We start from the raw sequence: 16,556 nt of genomic DNA, 5'->3' as shown, positions 1-16,556 counted from the left end.
AAAGTAAAAAAGCCATCCTGCAAATGCGGACGGCTTTTTTAAAAAAAATAAGAAAAGTTATTTGATGATATCCCTTAGCGCTAACGCTTTGATGATGGCACGATATCTTTCAATGTCTTTTTTGAACAGGTATGCCAACAAACCGCGGCGTTTACCTACTAATTTTTGAAGCGATAACTGGGTTGAAAAATCATGTTTGTTCTTTTTCAAGTGACCGGTTAAATGCGCGATGCGGTAAGTGAATAATGCTACCTGACCTTCGGTTGAACCTGTGTCGGTTACATTTTTACCATGTTTTGCAAAGATCTCTGCCTTTGCTTCTTTACCTAAATACATTACGTGAATAATATTAAAGCGTTAATAACTTAATTAATTGGGTGCAAAGATACGGTTTTAATTGAAAAGTAAAAATGATTTTTGAGAGGTTGGTGAGTGGTTTTAATAACTCAGCAAACCGTTATACCGAACTTGTTTCGGCATCTCATAAGCAAGGTTTTTATTGACCATAGCGTTCCCTTCGATCGGGCTTTACGCTGCAAGTCCCCGCCTGCCCCGTAACAGGCCGCCACACACTGTGTGCATTCCACTGCACTCCCTAATACAAAACCTCAGTAAGGTAAATTATAAATCTTGTCGCAATTGCCCCTACTTATGGCATTTTTACACAGTAGCAAATAACGGCATTACAAATAACTTTGTATGAGTTACTATTTAATACATTATTACGTATAGGCTGTATATTTTTGCGCCTGTTAATTTAACCTTTATGTCACAAGCCGCCAAGTCCCCAAGCAAAGTATATTCATTTTTCAGCGTTTTAAAACAATCTTTAAAGGGCGACCATGTGGATCTTACCGCTATCAGCATCAAACGGGCTATTGTATTGTTAGCAATACCCATGATGCTGGAGATGGCAATGGAATCGGTTTTCGCATTGGTAGATCTGTATTTTGTAGGTCACCTGGAAAATAGCAGCCACGCTATCCAAACTGTTGGTTTAACAGAATCTGTGCTTACGGTGATATATTCACTTGCTATAGGTTTAAGCATGGCTGCCACCGCGGTTGTTGCCCGCCGTATTGGCGAGAAAAACCCGGAGGCGGCCTCGAAAGTGGGGATGCAAACCATTGTTATAGCTGTATTTATAAATGTAGCCATCAGCATTGCCGGTTTGCTCCACGCCCGCGACTTGCTCCTATTAATGGGCGCATCAACAGAAACGGCAAACCATGGCACTCGCTTCGTTCAAATTATGATGGGTGGCAGCCTCATTATTGTATTGCTATTTTTGATAAACGGGATATTTAGAGGTGCAGGGAACGCAGCCGTTGCCATGCGCAGCCTTTGGATAGCCAATATCGCCAACATTATTTTATGCCCCATATTTATCAGGGGCCTTGGCCCTATCCCTGCCTTTGGTTTAACCGGGGCTGCTATAGCTACCACTATTGGTCGCGGGCTTGGGGTTTCGTACCAGGTTTATAATTTGTTTAATAACAAAAATGCATTAATAGTACGCTTAAGCTATTTTATACCCGATTGGCTGCAGATCAAAGCCATCATCAAAGTGGCGGCACCGGGCATCCTACAATTTGTAATAGCCAGTTGCAGTTGGATCTTTTTAGCGCAGCTGGTTGCTACCACAGGCGGCGACCAGGCTTCGGCAGGGTATCAAACTTCGTTGCGGTTAATGATGTTCTTTTTACTGCCCGCCTGGGGGCTTAGTAATGCCGCTGCTACACTGGTGGGGCAAAACCTTGGCGCAGGCCGGGTAGACAGGGCCGAGCAATCCGTTTATCAAACCATCAAATACACAGTTGTTTTTTTGGGGATAGTGAGCATCTTGTTTTTAACATGCGGCCATTTATTCGCATCGTTTTTTACCGATGATTTAGCTGTAAAAAAGGTAGCTACCCAATCGTTGCAGATTTTAAGCGGGGGCTTTATTATTTTTGGTATGGGGATGGTATTTACCAGTGCCTTTAACGGCGCCGGCGACACCTGGACACCCACCAAGATTAACTTCTGTACATTCTGGTTATTCCAAATCCCTTTTGCTTATCTATTGTCCAAGTATTTTGAAATGGGGCCTAAAGGCGTTTTTATAGCTATACCCGTTGCCGAAATTGGGTTAACAATAGCCGCTTATCTCCTATTTAAAAAAGGAAAGTGGAAGAAAACGTTGGTGTAAGAGATTTGATGTTAAAAGATGCGAGGTATTGCGTTTTTACGAACACGGGCAATGTGGAGAAGCGATACCTCGCGTCTCCCAACAGACATGCGCAGAAAAACAATTGTAACAGGTATAATCTATTTTTACTTTTGAATTTTTACTTTTGTCTTAATGAGTTACGCCACCTTTGAGACCGAACTGCGGGTACGCCCCGATGATATAGACATGTTTCAACATGTGCACAACAGCAAGTACTTTGATTACGTGCTGGCCGCCCGTTACGACCAGATGGAACGCTGCTATGGAATGGCCATGGAGAAATTTATGGAACGTGGCTTTGGCTGGGTGGTGCGCACCGCACATATAAATTATAAACGCGCCCTCACCATGGGCGATTACTTCATCGTAAAAACCGGCATTGAAACCATTAACGACAAAGGCTGCCGCGTGGTATTTACCTTAACCAACAAGGCCACCAACAAAATATGCTGCGACGGCTATTTCGATTACGTAATGATAGACATGGCAACCGGTCGCGGTGCCAAAATGCCTAAGGATGTGATTGAGCATTACCAGATATAAATAAATGTGCTAACATGCAGATGTGCAGATTATCTTCATATTAAACTTAACTACAGCACCCTCTAAAAATCCACACTATACCTTACAGCCAGCCTTGCAAACGGATAACGTTTATTCACGTTCGGATGATCATCGTAATTTCCCTGCAAAAAGAAATAGCCCGACTCGCCAACAACGGATAGTTTTTTAGACCATGCGTAACGCAACTCACTATTCACCGTGTGCAAATAGTAATGTGATTTATTGCCGTTAACCGTATAGAGGAATGCGCCACGATAATCCAGGCTGGCAAAAAACCTATCAGTTACAACAACCCCTACCCCACCATTTATGCCAAAGCCCGAAGTGTAATCGTAATTTCGGCCGTTGGATGAATAAGTGCTTGGCACTGCGGCTAACAGCACCGGGCCGGTACCTATATTGGTATTGATTTTTACTTTTTTACCTGCCTCGAATTGAGAGAACAGGTTCATCTTAACACTTTGCCCGCCGTAAAAAAAGGCTTCGTTGCTGATGTAATCGTAATTGGCGCTCAGGATAACCAGGTGCTTAAGGTCTTGGTTAGATTCCAACTCCCACCCTGCCAGCGAACCATACACATTTATAGCGTTCACTGCCGAGCTATCATCCTTACCCACCTCCACATTGATCATGATATTACTAAATGGTGTATGGTAATCCTTATATCTGCTACCGTACAATAATTTGGCGCGGCCAAATATGCCGGTTTTTTTATTGCCGCCAACCTTACCGTTTAGGCTATTAAATGTGCGCAAACCAAGGTCAAACTCCGCAGATACCTGCGATGAATCCCTGTCTTTGGGGTTACCGTATACTTTACCCCATTTACCATCAAGCAAACGGTTAAGGCCGTTCATAGGGTTGAATAAAAAAGCGGCTACTTCTTCCATTTGCCTGCCAAACCCACGGTGGCGGTTATTTACAATTTTGTTTGATAAGCGATAGCTCATCTCCCCCAAAACTATACCGCCAAAGCTTGTATTGATAAAGTCGTTAGGCGATGGGTGCTCGTTCTCGCCAAAGGTTTCCCAAAAATAACTACCCGCAACAGCCGCCGGTGCCGACTGCCAAAAGCTGTAGCCATTGCTCCGGAACGAACTAAAGTATAAACTACCCTGGTATGGGTGCCCAAATTGGTTGGTAAGAAAAATATCCTTATCCCACTGCCAGCTGCCCGGGTTTAGGTTACGCCAGATTGTGGCGCCGGTTATGTTTGAGTAAGGTGCATGCACTATAAATTTACCGTAACTAAATGGTATGGCCTGTGCAAGCCCCCACTCGGCGGCGGCGCGGCCAAAGCGCTTGGTTTCGGGCGGTACGGTACCAAAAAATGGCGTACCTGCACGGCGGGGTTTGGGTTTCGCCAACGTATCTACAAGTAGTTTGTTAGCATCCTGGGCCGTTTGTGCAATTAAGGTAATGGGGAAACATAAACCTATTGCAAAAACCAATAAGGTAAACTGGTAAGGTAAAAATTTCAATGTGCGTTCTTTTAAGGTTAAACCATCAACAACGCAATGTTACTTGCTTGTCAATATTTTATAAACGTATACCGCATTTTGGTATAAATGGTTTTTAAATAAGCGAAAAAAGTATGATTATTAGCAACTAATTTTAGCTGATGCCTGTATCAACTATGCTAAAGTTTTTTATTTTCGAAGAGGTTAATTTAATTAATTAGCAATACATTAAAGCACTTGAAACCAGCAGAAAGTATTTACCGTAAAATTGTGCCCCCCCCTTTCCCGTTGTATGTATGCACCGGCGAGGAGATGATCATCACCGTTGCCAATACCGCTACCCTAAAAGCCTGGGATAGGGACAACATCTGTTATTGGCAAGCCTTTTTTTGACGCCCTGCCCGAATTGGAAGACCAGCCTTTTTTAGGTTACCTGCAAAGAGTGTATCGTACCGGCAAACCTTTTAACAGCTGCAGCGAAAGCGTAAACCTTTTGGTAGGTGGCAAGCTACAAACCTATTACTACAAGTTTACCTACCAGCCCATGTGCGATACCGATGGCAATGTGTACGGCGTGGTAGCCATTAACACCAATGTTACCGAACTGGAACGAGCCAAACAATCTGTAGAAGAAAGTAAGATGGCGCTCTTAGATACTGTAACAAAATCTTCATCAGATGTATTAACAATTGGGGTGCCTTACATAGTTGAAGAGGGGCTATAGTCTATAACGGTTCTATGTACCAACCAAGCCAAAGATTTACAACAGTAACCGGACAAAGTTCATTAAATACTGTAGCTTCCGTCATTGTTCATGAAATACTTGAAGCACCGCAACTACATACGATAATGGCAAGGTTTAGCGATGGGGGTGCAAGTATCAGTTCCGGCACAGATATAACAATGGGTAACTACACTTCGTGGTTTTGGGGTCAATAACATATAATGCGGTTGATTACAATGTGGGTATTTTTTTAAAGACGTCGATACAAATTCATTTTTGGGTTCGGGTTCCGTTGTAATAGCATTCAGCAATGAAAGTTATCAGCACTATGAACCAGGGATTAGGCCAACATCAAACAACGTTGGGGATTTAAGAACCGACTCAAGAATACGGGGCGGCGACCGGCTTATATTCGAGGTGGTATCGGTGTTAAAGAATTTCCGATTAACGCAAGGTTCATACAAATAAGATATATCATTAGAATAAGTTGTTCAAATCAGAGAATTTCAAAGAAGGCCAAAAAAAATATTGTGCTTATTTGTGCAAAATATATTTTTAGATGATTGCAGTTAAACCCGATTTAAAAGCCCTTTTAAATTTTGCGAAAAACAGGACAAATCGTTTTGTATTTTTGAGTCGCGTCATTTTGGCAATTTTATATTAACATGCTACAATTAAATATTCCTACCGGATATTTTACAAGCAGCGTAACATTACACTTGCTGCATATCCATCACAAAGTAAAAAGTAGCTCCTTCATCTTCACGGCTTTCTACCTCAATTTTACTCTTGTGGTAACGCAATAGTTCTGATACCAGGTAAAGCCCTATACCAAAGCCGGATATGGTTTTCACCTTTTCATTCTTCACGCGGTAAAACTTATCGAAAAGCTTTTTCTGGTCGGTGGTGTTAATACCCACACCTTCGTCTTTCACAAATATTTTTACTTTATCCTCAAGCTTTACACAGCCTATAACAATAGTACCGCCCCGTGGCGAATATTTGATGGCATTGCTAAGCAAATTCATCAACACCTGCCCTATTTTATCTCTATCGGCACGGATGATGATATCCTCGCAATCGTGCAGTTTAACGGTATGTGTCGAAGTTAAGAACTGCGCGTCGTCTGCAACCTCTTCTATCAGGGTATGCAGTTCAAATACTTCTTTATTCAACTGGATCTTCCCTTCTTCCAGGCGGGCCAGGCTCAGAAAATCATGGATCATCGAGGTCATCTTTTTGGTTTGCACCTCGGCCCTCGATAGTGCACTTATCTTAAAGGCGTCGCCTCCATTTTTTTCTTTTGCAAGCAGGATCTGGATGTATGATTTTACGGCTGTTAGTGGGGTTTTAAGTTCATGGCTAACCATGGCTATAAAATCGTTCTTTCGTAATTCCTCCTGTTTCTTCCCGGTGATATCACGCGCTATTTTAGAAAACCCTATAGTTTTGCCGTGCTCATCCTTAATTGGCGAAATGGTTAAAGATACATTCAGCAGCCTTCGGTCTTTAGTGATCCGCACGGTTTCGAAATGCTCAACTCTTTCGCCATTTTTTAAACGGGAAAGTATCATGGGCTCTTCATCCTGCCTATCCTCGGGTATTATCATTAAAATCGAGTGTCCTATAACTTCTTCGGGGGTGTAACCGAACGTGCGTTGTGCCGATGCATTCCAGCTGGTGATGATCCCGTCAAGGGTTTTACTGATGATAATATCGTTTGATGATTCTACAATGGCGGCCAGTTTGGCACTTTTCTCAGCAGCTACACGGCTTTCGGTAATATCAATTACTGTACCTATAAAGCGTTCTACTTGCCCGTTAACATTAAAATATACTTTACCCTGCGCCCTAACCCAGCGTGTGGCGCCATCATCAAAACGGATAATACGTAATATAATATCGTATCCCCCGCCGGATACGGCATCCATGCTATCCTGTATCTCTTGCAACACTCTTTCCTTATCGTCAGGGTGCAATTGCTGTGTATATATTTCAAAGGTAACGCCCTTATCTAAAGGCAGGCCGTAGATCTTTTTACATTCATCGCTCCAAGTGAGCAGGCCGGTTTTAGGTTCCCAATCCCAGGTGCCTAAATTAACAGATGCGATCACCATTTTTAGTTTGGCTTCGCTTTGTTCAAGTTCCTGTAAAATGGTATCCCTGTGCATACCTGGCTCCTTAAGTTCAGTAATATCACGTGTAAAACAGCGTGTATGCACAAACACACCATCTTTATTTAAAACGTTCGAGTTGATGAGCACATGCTTTATACTACCATTTTTACATTTAAGTTTTGCAGTATAATTCTGGAGTGTTTCGTTATTAATAAGGCGATTTAAAATATCTATAATAACGGTTTTATCAGCATGGAAATCGGTTATCGGGAAGCTTAAATATTCTTCTTTTGTATAGCCTAAAAGGTCAAGCTCGGCCTGGTTAGCCCATATTATAATGCCATTACCATCTACCCAATGCAGTGGTAACGAAGCGTTCTCTACAAAATCGGTCAAATTTTCTAACTTGCTTTGCAGTTCTATTTCTTTTTGTTGGTAGTAAGCGAGTTTGTTATCAGGATCTGAAGTGTCTTCCATTCGTCATCTAAGTTACTTATTAAGGCCACTATTAGAAATATTTACTTTTAAGAAATATATTAGGTAACAATTCACTAAATTATTGGCGAACTAATTAACCGGCATTTTAAAAGTAAAGGCAGTAGAATGTTCGTCGGACTTGACAGTTAAGGTACCGCTGTGGGCACGGGCAATTTCGGCAGCTATGTACAGGCCGAGGCCAAGGCCATCCTTACCCTGATCATCTCCACGGGAGAACGGTTCGAAAAGTTTTTCCCTGATAGCATCCGGGATCTGACTGCCGGAATTGGTAACCGATATGGAAAAATCATCGGCATCGCAAACTACATCAACATTTACCGGTGTGTCTTTTGAACCGTGAGCAATGGCGTTACCCAGTAAGTTTGAAAGCACTTGCGATACCCGCCTTCCATCGCAGCTTATAGCGCATTTTACCCGGAAATTAGTATTGATCGTTCTATCGGGCCAAAGTATCGCCAGCTCTGCAATTACCTGCTCCAGCATTTCTGCTATAGGTTCGTTATCGTTACGCTTAAGTATAATACCCTCGCCAAGGCGGCCGCGGGCAAAGTCAAGTATGTTTTCTATCAGCGCCTTCATCCGGTACGATGAATTTTGCAAAATGTTTGCCAGGCGCTTGGTGCGTTCGTCTAATGGCATGCGCAACAATAGTTGCGATACATTGAGTATAGCGCCCACCGGGTTGCCCAGGTCATGGCCTAAAATAGCGATGAACTGATCGCGCAGCTGGGCGGTTTTACGCGCTTCTAAAAGTTCCATTTCCGTTGAAGCTACCTTTTCTTGCGTATCCAAATGGAACGCGATCAAATCAGCAAAAAGCTTAAACATGCCCATTACCTGGGTGTTTTTTAAATGCGCGGGGTTAGGATCAATGGCGCAAAGGGTACCAAAAAAACTACCATTTTTTAAAGTAATTGGGAACGAGATATAGCTTTGAAAGCCGTAAATGGCCGGGGTATGGTGCTGGGCAAAATCTACATCTAAAGCCACATGGTCTATCACTACAGGGTTATGATGCTGGCGGATCTCGTTACATATCGTGGTTTCAAGCTTTAACTCGCTACCGGGGACAAGGCCAAAGGCAATCTCGTCGCGCACGGCGCAGGTTATCCACTTATCATCGGTAACACGGGCAACAGCCGAAAACCCCATGCCTGTTGTACGGCATACCACTTCTAAAATTAAACTAATTGCATCAATGCGGCCAACTGCATCTATATCTTGTTGAATCTCTTTCAATTTTAATTAGTTGGGTATAAATACTGATACAAAGTAAACTTTTTATGTTATAAATACTCATAGCGCTACTTTTAATTATCTTGATAAGGTATGATCATATTATTTTTGCGTCATCGATACCCACGTTATTAATAAAGCGTACCTTTGCAAAATTATTTTCCTTGACTAAAGTTTCATCGACAATAAACATTAAAATAGAAATACAATGAAAAAAATTGTCGATTACCGCAAACTTTTAAACGTAACTGAAGCTGCCGAGCTTTCTGAATTAAAATCTACCTACCGTGGCCTGATGAAGGAATGGCACCCGGACAAATTTCAGGATAGCGAAGAAAGCAAGCACGGAGCCGAAGAAAAAAGTAAGACCATTATTGAGGCTTACCACTTTTTAGTAAGTATAGCGCCAGAAACACGCGCCCAATCATTAGCTGAATATACCGCGACTACCGGTACATCTGCCATTGTTGATTTTGAATACAAATCACAAGTGTTACGTGTTGATTTTACCGACGGTAACTCATACGAATACTTTGACGTGCCTAAGGCCGTTTACGTGAAACTGGTTAATGCAGATTCGCCGGGCAGGTTTGCACGCAGGCATATTTATAACGAATACGTTTACCGCAGTACAAGCAAGCTGGTAGCCACAGCCTAATTATTTTTTTTAATTGTGTTGAACAGATGACACGCAGTATTAACCGGATAATTAAATTTGTTAGGGTTTATTGCTGAATTTATGTTTAAAAAAATATTATTCGCCTTATTGCTTTTACTGGTTATATCCAACAACGCTTCCGCCCAATATAAATGGGCGTTAAAAAGCAATAAGGATGGTATTAAGATCTACACAAGCGAAATTGTTAACTCTAAACTAAAAGCTTTAAGGATAGAGTGCAATTACGTTGCCACCCTTACACAAATGGTGGCAACGTTGCTTGACCTTAAAACACGCCCCGAGTGGATCTATCATACTAAATCTATCCGTTTGGTTAAACAGGTATCTCCTTCCGAACTTTTTTATTACTCGGAAATAAGCATACCCTGGCCGGCACAAAACCGCGACTTTGTGGCCCACCTGATAACCACCCAAGACGAAGAAACCAAAATTGTAACGCTGGATGGCCCCGTGGCCCCTACCATGGTACCAGAGCGGGATGGCATTGTAAGAATAAAAAACTCAATTAGTAAATGGTTGATAGTCCCTGTTAACAAAAACGAGGTAAAGGTTGAATACACCATTCAGCTCGATCCCGGAGGTGCTATCCCCGCCTGGTTAAGCAACATGTTTGCATCTGAAGGGCCAACGGAAAGTTTTAAGGCGTTAAGATCGCAGCTTAAAAAGCCCGGGTATAAAACGGCGCATGTACCGTTTATTAAAAATTACTAATTAATATAATTTGTAATGCTAAACGATGGTGAAGCATCTAATAGCCGACATACATATGGCGAGGCACAGTTTGCGAATAGATCCTTTGCAATGCTCAAAATGACAAATGATTATAAGAAAGCCCTTTCAAAAATTGGACTGCCCCCAATAAGTGTCTAATTTTTTGGGGAGGCAGTTCACAAGCCGGGCTTTGTTATTCATCTATAAGTTTTGCGGTTAATGCAATACATTATATTACAGCACCAAATTTTGAACAACTGTAACAGATTTATGACTATTAATTTATCGGCGAGCTTTCATCGGTTTGGTTCAGCTTCCTGATCACCACAGCAGGGTTGCCCACCGCCAAACTATCATCAGGGATATTTTTGGTGACTACCGCCCCCGCGCCAATCACACAGCGGTTGCCAATGGTAACACCCGGGCAAATTATGGCCCCGCCGCCTATCCAGCAGTCGTCGCCAATTACAACCGGCTTTGCATTCTCTTTACTGCGGCGTAGCACAGCATCTAAAGGGTGCGTGGCGGTATAAATTTGCACACCCGGCGCGCAAAATACATTACTGCCAAGTTTTACTTCCATCACATCCAGCACCACGCAATTCACGTTAAAATACACGTTCTCGCCACAGGTTATGTTATAACCATAATCGCAATGGAAGGGCGGCTCTATATAAAGGCTTTTCGGCGCGTTAGGTATCAACTCTGCTAAAACAGCCTCGGTGCCCTCGCCGACTATAAATTCTTCTACATTCAGCCTTTTTAACAACTGCTTACAATGCTTGCGCTCGGCAGCTAATGTTTCATCGTTAGCCAGGTAATATTCGCCGGTAAGCATTTTTTCTTTTTCTGTTTTCATGGTGGATGTATGGTTTCAGCAGCAATATCAGTAAAATGCAATGCTTTTCAAAGGCTTGTAACAATTGGCAGTAAAGCCCCGTCAATAAACAGCATACAACATTTTAATATAATTTATAGCTAAACCTGTAATTTGAAAAAACTTATAAGGCTGCCGGCCCGTTTTATGGATAACATTTGGCCTGTTATTTGTATTTAACAATACATCTACAACTCTAATACCATGAAAAAGAACCTATTAGCCGCCAGCATAATCGCTTTGTTAAGCATCCACATCAGCACCTTTGCGCAGCAAAAAACAAACTGGGCCATGGTTAGTGCCGAAAAAGAAAAAACAATTGAACTGCCAAAAGCATCAACTGATGGCAAATCGCCATACTGGTTCATCGTATCTAACGAGAAAGAATTTAAGATAGATACCCTAAGCGCTATCAAATACCTCAACCCGCAATGGATGTCGGCAGTTGATTTCCCCGACCTTGATGTAGCCAAAGCCAGGTATGGCAAAACAACTTTAGATGGTTTGGTGATCGTAACCATCGATGATAAGAAATTCCCAAATGCTTTTGAAGAGTTAAAAGAGCATATGGCCTTTATTGACGATTACGAAGAATTGCCTTTTTACGATTTTACAACACTGCCGTAAGTATAAGCGCAGGCTTTGTGTATACTGTCCTAAAGCCGCAGGGTCCTTTCCAAGAGACCCTGTGGGGAAAAAAACGTGTTTTTATGGATATACGGAAGTAATGTTACTCAATTTAATGGTAACGGTGCCGGTATTATTAATTGTCAAGCGCAAACATCGCAAGCATGGGGAAAATTTATTATATCGCCAGATTTATACTAATCATATAACTTTGGTTACAAGAATAGGCCGGTACCTAAATAAGGCTACCTGCCTAATTTTTCAGGCCCAGAATTAAAAATAGGATTTAATTAATAAATCAAGGGACAAGTTATTTTAAACTATTATTTTTGCCGGTAAAATTATTACAGCGTGGGTTTAAGAAAAATTTTAAGAAAAATTTTAGGTTACAAAGAGCCTGATCAATATTTAAATCAGACGTTCTCACAGGAAGGTGAAGATGCAATATTAAAACGCATTTACGGTAAACAGCAAAAAGGTTTTTTCGTTGACATCGGTGCCTTGCATCCAAAGCGATTTTCCAACACATACGCTTTATATATATTGGGATGGCGCGGCATTAATATTGATGCAATGCCGGGAAGCATGATTGAATTTAAAAAGATTAGGCCATTAGATATAAACTTAGAAATCCCTGTTTCAATCAAAAGCCAAACCTTGCCGTTTTATATTATGAATGAGCCAGCACTAAATACATTTTTAAAAGAACTGGCGATAGAGCGTGATCAGGAAGATGCCTATAACATCGAGAAAGTGGTGGATATTAAGACACAGCCTCTTTACTCTATTTTGGATAAATATTTGCCGCACGACACGCATATTGATTTTTTTACAATAGATGCTGAAGGCTTTGATTTTGAAATATTACAGTCAAACAATTGGGATAAATATAAGCCAGACGTGATCCTTGTTGAAAATGATTTAAATTTTCAAGATTTTATAAATTCTGATTTATACAAATTCATGCAAAATCTTGGGTATGAATTTTTTGCAAAAACGGTTTTAACCATTTTTCTTAAAAGAAAAAATTTCGTGATGCCAATGTAATTTATTTGATACTAAATTTTCAAATCTTAGATAAGCAAGGTTAAATTAGAATAAACTTATATAACTGTCCGCAACTGATGCAAAGCGTTGTCTAAAGCGGCAATGGCTAGTCTGTCAAATAATTTATAGCCAAAAAACCTTATGTTGAATTTGTAACAGAATTCATCAATAACATTTTTGTACAAAATTGTTATTGATTCCGTTATGATAATTACCTAAAAGCACTTTTTGGCATTGCTAATTGTTCTGTTAGACCAGGGGAACCACTTCTATCCAAAACAAAGCAAGCATTCTGCTTGCGTAAGCTGAAAACTTACCACATTTTTAGGTTCACGCTATTGCTAAACTTTAATTAGTGTAGGGCCGGTATAGGATACCTTCATTTACAAATTAAATTTTTTTTTAAAAATCATTCACTACGTAAACTTTTTACCGGATTAGATATGGCAGCGTTTACAGCCTGGTAGCTTATGGTAATCAACGCAATTATTATTGCTGTTAGGCCGCCCGTTACAAACACCCACCATCCAATTTCTATTCTGTAAGCAAATGCTTGTAACCATTTGCTCATTATAAATAAAGCCACGGGGCAGGCTATTATAATTTCAATAATTACTAAACCAACAAATTCTTTAGACAGCAACGCCGTGATTTGCACTATAGATGCACCCATAACTTTACGGATACCTATTTCTTTTCTGCGTTGTTTAACGCTAAAAAGGGCCAGCCCAAATAATCCAAAACAAGCTATACCAATGGCCAGCATGGTAAACACACCAAATAATTGACCAAATTTTATTTCGGCCTGGTATTGCTGGTTAAATATTATGTCGCCGCAGGGTCTCTTGAAAAGGACCCTGCGATGCATGTCACACCCAATAGATACGATAATCCGTAATCTCCACATATTCGTTTAGTGCACCGTCAATATAAAACGCTGCGCTACTGTGCGGATAGTCGGTGTATTCTTTCGCTAAATTCCATTTCCCCTGTACCGGATTGTTATGTATGTAATCTATTTTCTGGTTTAAAAATCCCACGCTATAAATTTCTTTAGCATCAAACGATGGTTCAAAAACTTTATGCTTTTGACCTTTTGCTTTCTCCTTTTCACTACAACCCGCAGATAGCTTATCCAATAATGAGTTTTGATTACTGGCCTTGAGCCACTTTATAAATTCGTAAGCCATAAAACGCTTGCCATTGCTTAATAATGTATTCAGATTAATATTAAGCTCCGTTAAATAAATAAGCACATGGGCATGATTCGGCATAATTACATATGCCAGCGTTTTAATCTGGTATTTGCCATCTATTAACTTTAGCCAATTATAAATTAGATCGTACGAGTCGGTAATTTCAAATAGCGGTAACCAATCGTAACAGGTAAAAGTGATAAACCATGTATTATCTGTTATTTGGTGTGATGTGCGGATAGACATTAGGCTAAATTATTATTTATTTAATTATAATGCTCGTTACCTGTCCTAAAGCCGCAGGGTCCTTTCCAAGAGACCCTGCGGGGACAAATGCTTTTGACCTTTTGCTTTCTCCTTTCTAAAACCGCAGGGTCCTTTTCAAGAGACCCTGCGGGGACAAAAAGTAATACCCCCGAAATATTTAAGGCTTGGTTATGTAACCTCGAATTGTGCAAAATGTCAAACAATTGATTTTAGTGCATCAGGTTGACAGCGGTGCTAACGTAAACTATATTTTTACGTCGCCGCAGGGTCTCTTGTAAAGGACCCTGCGATGCATGTGGGCTAACCTACAAGTTATCCGCCCTTTGTTTACCTATCGTTATGAGAAAAGATACGCACTGTTTTTACATAGCGCCCCTGGTAATAACTATTGAATGGGGTTTCGGTTACACCGTTGGCTTTACCGGATGTGGAGTGGATAAAGGTTAGTTCTTTTCCGGGCGATTTGATGATGATTCCCATATGACCCACCACCCTGATGGTGCTATCGGTGCCGGTAAACAGGATAAGGTCGCCGGTTTTGGCATCTTTTAGGTTTATCGCTTTGCGGATATTAGTAAAATCAACAGATCGCCTGGGTACAGCTATTTTAAAATGATTGAACACAACAGTGATAAACCCCGAGCAATCAAAACCCCTGGCAGGATCTATTGATGCGTATTTATATGGGATGCCTTTTAGGGTATTTGCAAAAACGAGCAATTGTTTTGGCGTGGTGCTACCCGTATTGATCCGGGTGAACAACCCGGCGCTATCGGGTGCGGGCGGCGGTAGGGTATCTTGTTTAGCAACCATAACGGTATCTCCCTTGCCGGTAATTATATAGGTGGGTTTGCGGGCGTCTGAACAAGATAAAAACAGACCGGCTAAAACAATAAGTATCGGGATGTAGCGCATATCTAATACTACATTACATTGGTTGTTAAGTTTTTATCACTTCAATAAAACACCCCGGTCGAAGTTTTCAACTTTGACCCAAAATAGCGCAAAAACTCTTCTTGCGAAACACGCCAGCTGAAAGCTGGGACAATTATGGAACGAAGTTACGCTATCGCTTAACTTAGACCAGTGAAAAGCTAAACCTCGACCAGTGAAAAACAAAAAAAGGCAGATATCCTTTCAGATATCCGCCTTCAAAATAAATTATTCTTACTTACAGCGATGCAATATCAATTACAAAACGGTAGCGTACATCACCTTTTACCATACGTTCGTAGGCATTGCTGATATCTTTGATGTCAATCATTTCAATATCTGAAACGATGCCATGCTCAGCGCAAAAATCAAGCATTTCCTGAGTTTCGGCAATACCGCCAATACCCGAACCGGCAAGGCTTTTACGGCCGCCCAGTAGGCTAAACGCTGCTACTTTTGCAGGCTCTGATGGTACACCCACGCAAATCATAGTACCGTTGGTACGTAACAGGCTTAGGTACATGTTAAAATCGTGCTCGGCAGATACTGTGTCCAATATAAAATCGAATGTGCCTGTAGCCGCTTTGATCTGCTCAGGGTCGCTGGTTACCACAAAATGGTGTGCACCTAATTTTTTTGCATCTTCTTCTTTCTTTGGCGAAGTACTCAAAACTGTAACCTCGGCACCAAAAGCAACACCAAATTTAACAGCCATGTGGCCAAGTCCGCCTAAACCTAATACGGCTAATTTGTGGCCTTTGCCAACTTTCCAATGCCTAAGTGGAGAATAAGTGGTGATACCTGCACACAATAAAGGCGCGGTGGCGGCAAGGTCTAGCTTTTCTGAAATGTGCAGTACAAACTCTTCGCGCACTACAATGCTATTGCTATAACCACCGTAAGTAGGTGATGAACCATCACGCTCCATACCGTTGTAGGTTCCAGTATTACCTTCCAGGCAGTATTGCTCCAGGTCCTGCTTGCAGTTTTCGCAAACCTGGCAAGAATCTACCATACAGCCGGTACCGGCAAGGTCGCCAACTTTAAACTTTTTAACGTGGTCGCCTACCCTGGTAACACGGCCAACAATTTCATGACCGGGCACCATCGGGAAGATCCCCGGGAACCAATCGTTTTTTATCTGGTGAAGATCTGAGTGGCAAACGCCACAAAATAGAATTTCGAATTGCACATCATGAGGGCCAACGTCGCGGCGCTGAAAGTCCCATGGTGCAAGGTCGGTTTGCGAGTCTTGTGCCGCGTATCCTTTTACTGGTATCATGTTTTTTTGGTTTTTATTGTTAGTTTTTCAATGCGTCAAATATGAGCAGATTATGTATCTGTTCGTGTAATTTCCCTGTAATAATATCGGGTTTTATGGAAATCCCTTATCGCCTCCATATTTATC

Annotated in this window: 17 protein-coding genes and 1 pseudogene; 8 read left to right on the top strand and 10 right to left on the bottom strand. The window is 41.4% G+C overall.

What is annotated here, in order from left to right; all coding sequences use genetic code 11:
• Nucleotides 1–57: 57 nt before the first annotated feature.
• Nucleotides 58–336 carry a 30S ribosomal protein S15 gene (rpsO, locus tag NAF17_RS03695; protein WP_252756630.1) on the bottom strand — a complete coding sequence of 93 codons (279 nt, stop codon included), beginning with the start codon at nucleotides 334–336 and terminating at the stop codon, nucleotides 58–60.
• A 430-nt stretch (nucleotides 337–766) separates the two neighbouring features.
• On the opposite strand from rpsO, the gene NAF17_RS03690 reads away from it, so the two are divergent.
• Entirely contained in the window at nucleotides 767–2,191 is a 1,425-nt protein-coding gene (locus NAF17_RS03690) for an MATE family efflux transporter (RefSeq protein ID WP_252756629.1), read from the top strand.
• Nucleotides 2,192–2,344: 153 nt separating this feature from the next.
• The gene (locus NAF17_RS03685) at nucleotides 2,345–2,755 is read left to right on the top strand and encodes an acyl-CoA thioesterase (protein WP_252756628.1); all 411 of its coding nucleotides are present in this window, start codon (nucleotides 2,345–2,347) and stop codon (nucleotides 2,753–2,755) included.
• 62 nt (nucleotides 2,756–2,817) lie between these two features.
• On the opposite strand, the gene NAF17_RS03680 is transcribed toward NAF17_RS03685, so the two are convergent.
• Nucleotides 2,818–4,257, bottom strand: a complete 1,440-nt coding sequence (locus NAF17_RS03680; RefSeq protein ID WP_252756627.1) for a DUF3943 domain-containing protein — start codon at nucleotides 4,255–4,257, stop codon at nucleotides 2,818–2,820.
• Nucleotides 4,258–4,473: 216 nt separating this feature from the next.
• Here NAF17_RS03680 and NAF17_RS03675 point away from each other — a divergent pair, with 216 nt between their 5' ends.
• Both NAF17_RS03675 and NAF17_RS03670 read left to right on the top strand, forming a co-directional pair.
• Nucleotides 4,474–4,629: a hypothetical protein gene (locus NAF17_RS03675; protein ID WP_252756626.1), complete on the top strand. Its 156-nt coding sequence runs from the start codon at nucleotides 4,474–4,476 to the stop codon at nucleotides 4,627–4,629.
• Between the two features lie 13 nt (nucleotides 4,630–4,642).
• The gene (locus tag NAF17_RS03670) at nucleotides 4,643–4,960 is read left to right on the top strand and encodes a PAS domain-containing protein (protein ID WP_252756625.1); all 318 of its coding nucleotides are present in this window, start codon (nucleotides 4,643–4,645) and stop codon (nucleotides 4,958–4,960) included.
• Nucleotides 4,961–5,673: 713 nt separating this feature from the next.
• Here NAF17_RS03670 and NAF17_RS03665 read toward each other — a convergent pair.
• Both NAF17_RS03665 and NAF17_RS03660 read right to left on the bottom strand, forming a co-directional pair.
• Complete coding sequence (locus NAF17_RS03665) at nucleotides 5,674–7,554, bottom strand: PAS domain-containing sensor histidine kinase (RefSeq protein WP_252756624.1); 1,881 nt, start codon at nucleotides 7,552–7,554, stop codon at nucleotides 5,674–5,676.
• A 90-nt stretch (nucleotides 7,555–7,644) separates the two neighbouring features.
• Nucleotides 7,645–8,814: a GAF domain-containing sensor histidine kinase gene (locus NAF17_RS03660; RefSeq protein WP_252756623.1), complete on the bottom strand. Its 1,170-nt coding sequence runs from the start codon at nucleotides 8,812–8,814 to the stop codon at nucleotides 7,645–7,647.
• A 205-nt stretch (nucleotides 8,815–9,019) separates the two neighbouring features.
• Between NAF17_RS03660 and NAF17_RS03655 the strand changes: the two genes are divergently transcribed.
• Complete coding sequence (locus tag NAF17_RS03655) at nucleotides 9,020–9,469, top strand: KTSC domain-containing protein (protein WP_252756622.1); 450 nt, start codon at nucleotides 9,020–9,022, stop codon at nucleotides 9,467–9,469.
• Between the two features lie 81 nt (nucleotides 9,470–9,550).
• Entirely contained in the window at nucleotides 9,551–10,201 is a 651-nt protein-coding gene (locus tag NAF17_RS03650) for an START domain-containing protein (protein ID WP_252756621.1), read from the top strand.
• 277 nt (nucleotides 10,202–10,478) lie between these two features.
• Here NAF17_RS03650 and NAF17_RS03645 read toward each other — a convergent pair whose 3' ends face one another.
• A complete protein-coding gene (locus NAF17_RS03645) occupies nucleotides 10,479–11,060 on the bottom strand; it encodes a sugar O-acetyltransferase (RefSeq protein ID WP_252756620.1) in 582 nt (193 codons plus the stop codon).
• Nucleotides 11,061–11,282: 222 nt separating this feature from the next.
• On the opposite strand from NAF17_RS03645, the gene NAF17_RS03640 reads away from it, so the two are divergent.
• Both NAF17_RS03640 and NAF17_RS03635 read left to right on the top strand, forming a co-directional pair.
• A complete protein-coding gene (locus NAF17_RS03640; RefSeq protein WP_252756619.1) occupies nucleotides 11,283–11,705 on the top strand; it encodes a hypothetical protein in 423 nt (140 codons plus the stop codon).
• Nucleotides 11,706–12,056: 351 nt separating this feature from the next.
• A complete protein-coding gene (locus tag NAF17_RS03635; RefSeq protein ID WP_252756618.1) occupies nucleotides 12,057–12,752 on the top strand; it encodes an FkbM family methyltransferase in 696 nt (231 codons plus the stop codon).
• Nucleotides 12,753–12,808: 56 nt separating this feature from the next.
• Here NAF17_RS03635 and NAF17_RS18395 read toward each other — a convergent pair.
• From NAF17_RS18395 to NAF17_RS03610, 5 genes and pseudogenes are all read right to left on the bottom strand, one after another.
• Nucleotides 12,809–13,021 (bottom strand): annotated as a pseudogene (locus NAF17_RS18395) (hypothetical protein); the annotation flags it as partial.
• Nucleotides 13,022–13,161: 140 nt separating this feature from the next.
• Complete coding sequence (locus tag NAF17_RS03625) at nucleotides 13,162–13,620, bottom strand: ABC transporter permease (RefSeq protein WP_252756617.1); 459 nt, start codon at nucleotides 13,618–13,620, stop codon at nucleotides 13,162–13,164.
• Between the two features lies 1 nt (nucleotide 13,621).
• On the bottom strand, nucleotides 13,622–14,194 hold the full coding sequence (locus NAF17_RS03620; protein ID WP_252756616.1) for a transposase: 573 nt from the start codon (nucleotides 14,192–14,194) through the stop codon (nucleotides 13,622–13,624).
• Between the two features lie 348 nt (nucleotides 14,195–14,542).
• Nucleotides 14,543–15,028, bottom strand: coding sequence for a C40 family peptidase (locus NAF17_RS03615; RefSeq protein WP_252756615.1), 486 nt, complete (start codon nucleotides 15,026–15,028; stop codon nucleotides 14,543–14,545).
• Nucleotides 15,029–15,386: 358 nt separating this feature from the next.
• The gene (locus tag NAF17_RS03610) at nucleotides 15,387–16,430 is read right to left on the bottom strand and encodes an NAD(P)-dependent alcohol dehydrogenase (protein ID WP_252756614.1); all 1,044 of its coding nucleotides are present in this window, start codon (nucleotides 16,428–16,430) and stop codon (nucleotides 15,387–15,389) included.
• Between the last annotated feature and the right edge of the window lie 126 nt (nucleotides 16,431–16,556).

Source organism: Mucilaginibacter aurantiaciroseus, from assembly GCF_024055595.1.
In the GTDB taxonomy this organism is placed as follows: domain Bacteria; phylum Bacteroidota; class Bacteroidia; order Sphingobacteriales; family Sphingobacteriaceae; genus Mucilaginibacter; species Mucilaginibacter aurantiaciroseus.
Note: the sequence above shows the minus strand (reverse complement) of the source record. Positions and strands in the feature narration are given on the sequence as shown.

Excerpts from the sequence above, each read along its gene's own strand:
- rpsO (WP_252756630.1), bottom strand. The coding sequence starts at position 336 with ATGTATTTAGGTAAAGAAGCAAAGGCAGAGATCTTTGCAAAACATGGT.
- NAF17_RS03690 (WP_252756629.1), top strand. The coding sequence starts at position 767 with ATGTCACAAGCCGCCAAGTCCCCAAGCAAAGTATATTCATTTTTCAGC.
- NAF17_RS03685 (WP_252756628.1), top strand. The coding sequence starts at position 2,345 with ATGAGTTACGCCACCTTTGAGACCGAACTGCGGGTACGCCCCGATGAT.
- NAF17_RS03665 (WP_252756624.1), bottom strand. The coding sequence starts at position 7,554 with ATGGAAGACACTTCAGATCCTGATAACAAACTCGCTTACTACCAACAA.
- NAF17_RS03655 (WP_252756622.1), top strand. The coding sequence starts at position 9,020 with ATGAAAAAAATTGTCGATTACCGCAAACTTTTAAACGTAACTGAAGCT.
- NAF17_RS03650 (WP_252756621.1), top strand. The coding sequence starts at position 9,551 with ATGTTTAAAAAAATATTATTCGCCTTATTGCTTTTACTGGTTATATCC.
- NAF17_RS03645 (WP_252756620.1), bottom strand. The coding sequence starts at position 11,060 with ATGAAAACAGAAAAAGAAAAAATGCTTACCGGCGAATATTACCTGGCT.
- NAF17_RS03640 (WP_252756619.1), top strand. The coding sequence starts at position 11,283 with ATGAAAAAGAACCTATTAGCCGCCAGCATAATCGCTTTGTTAAGCATC.
- NAF17_RS03625 (WP_252756617.1), bottom strand. The coding sequence starts at position 13,620 with ATGCATCGCAGGGTCCTTTTCAAGAGACCCTGCGGCGACATAATATTT.
- NAF17_RS03620 (WP_252756616.1), bottom strand. The coding sequence starts at position 14,194 with ATGTCTATCCGCACATCACACCAAATAACAGATAATACATGGTTTATC.
- NAF17_RS03615 (WP_252756615.1), bottom strand. The coding sequence starts at position 15,028 with ATGGTTGCTAAACAAGATACCCTACCGCCGCCCGCACCCGATAGCGCC.
- NAF17_RS03610 (WP_252756614.1), bottom strand. The coding sequence starts at position 16,430 with ATGATACCAGTAAAAGGATACGCGGCACAAGACTCGCAAACCGACCTT.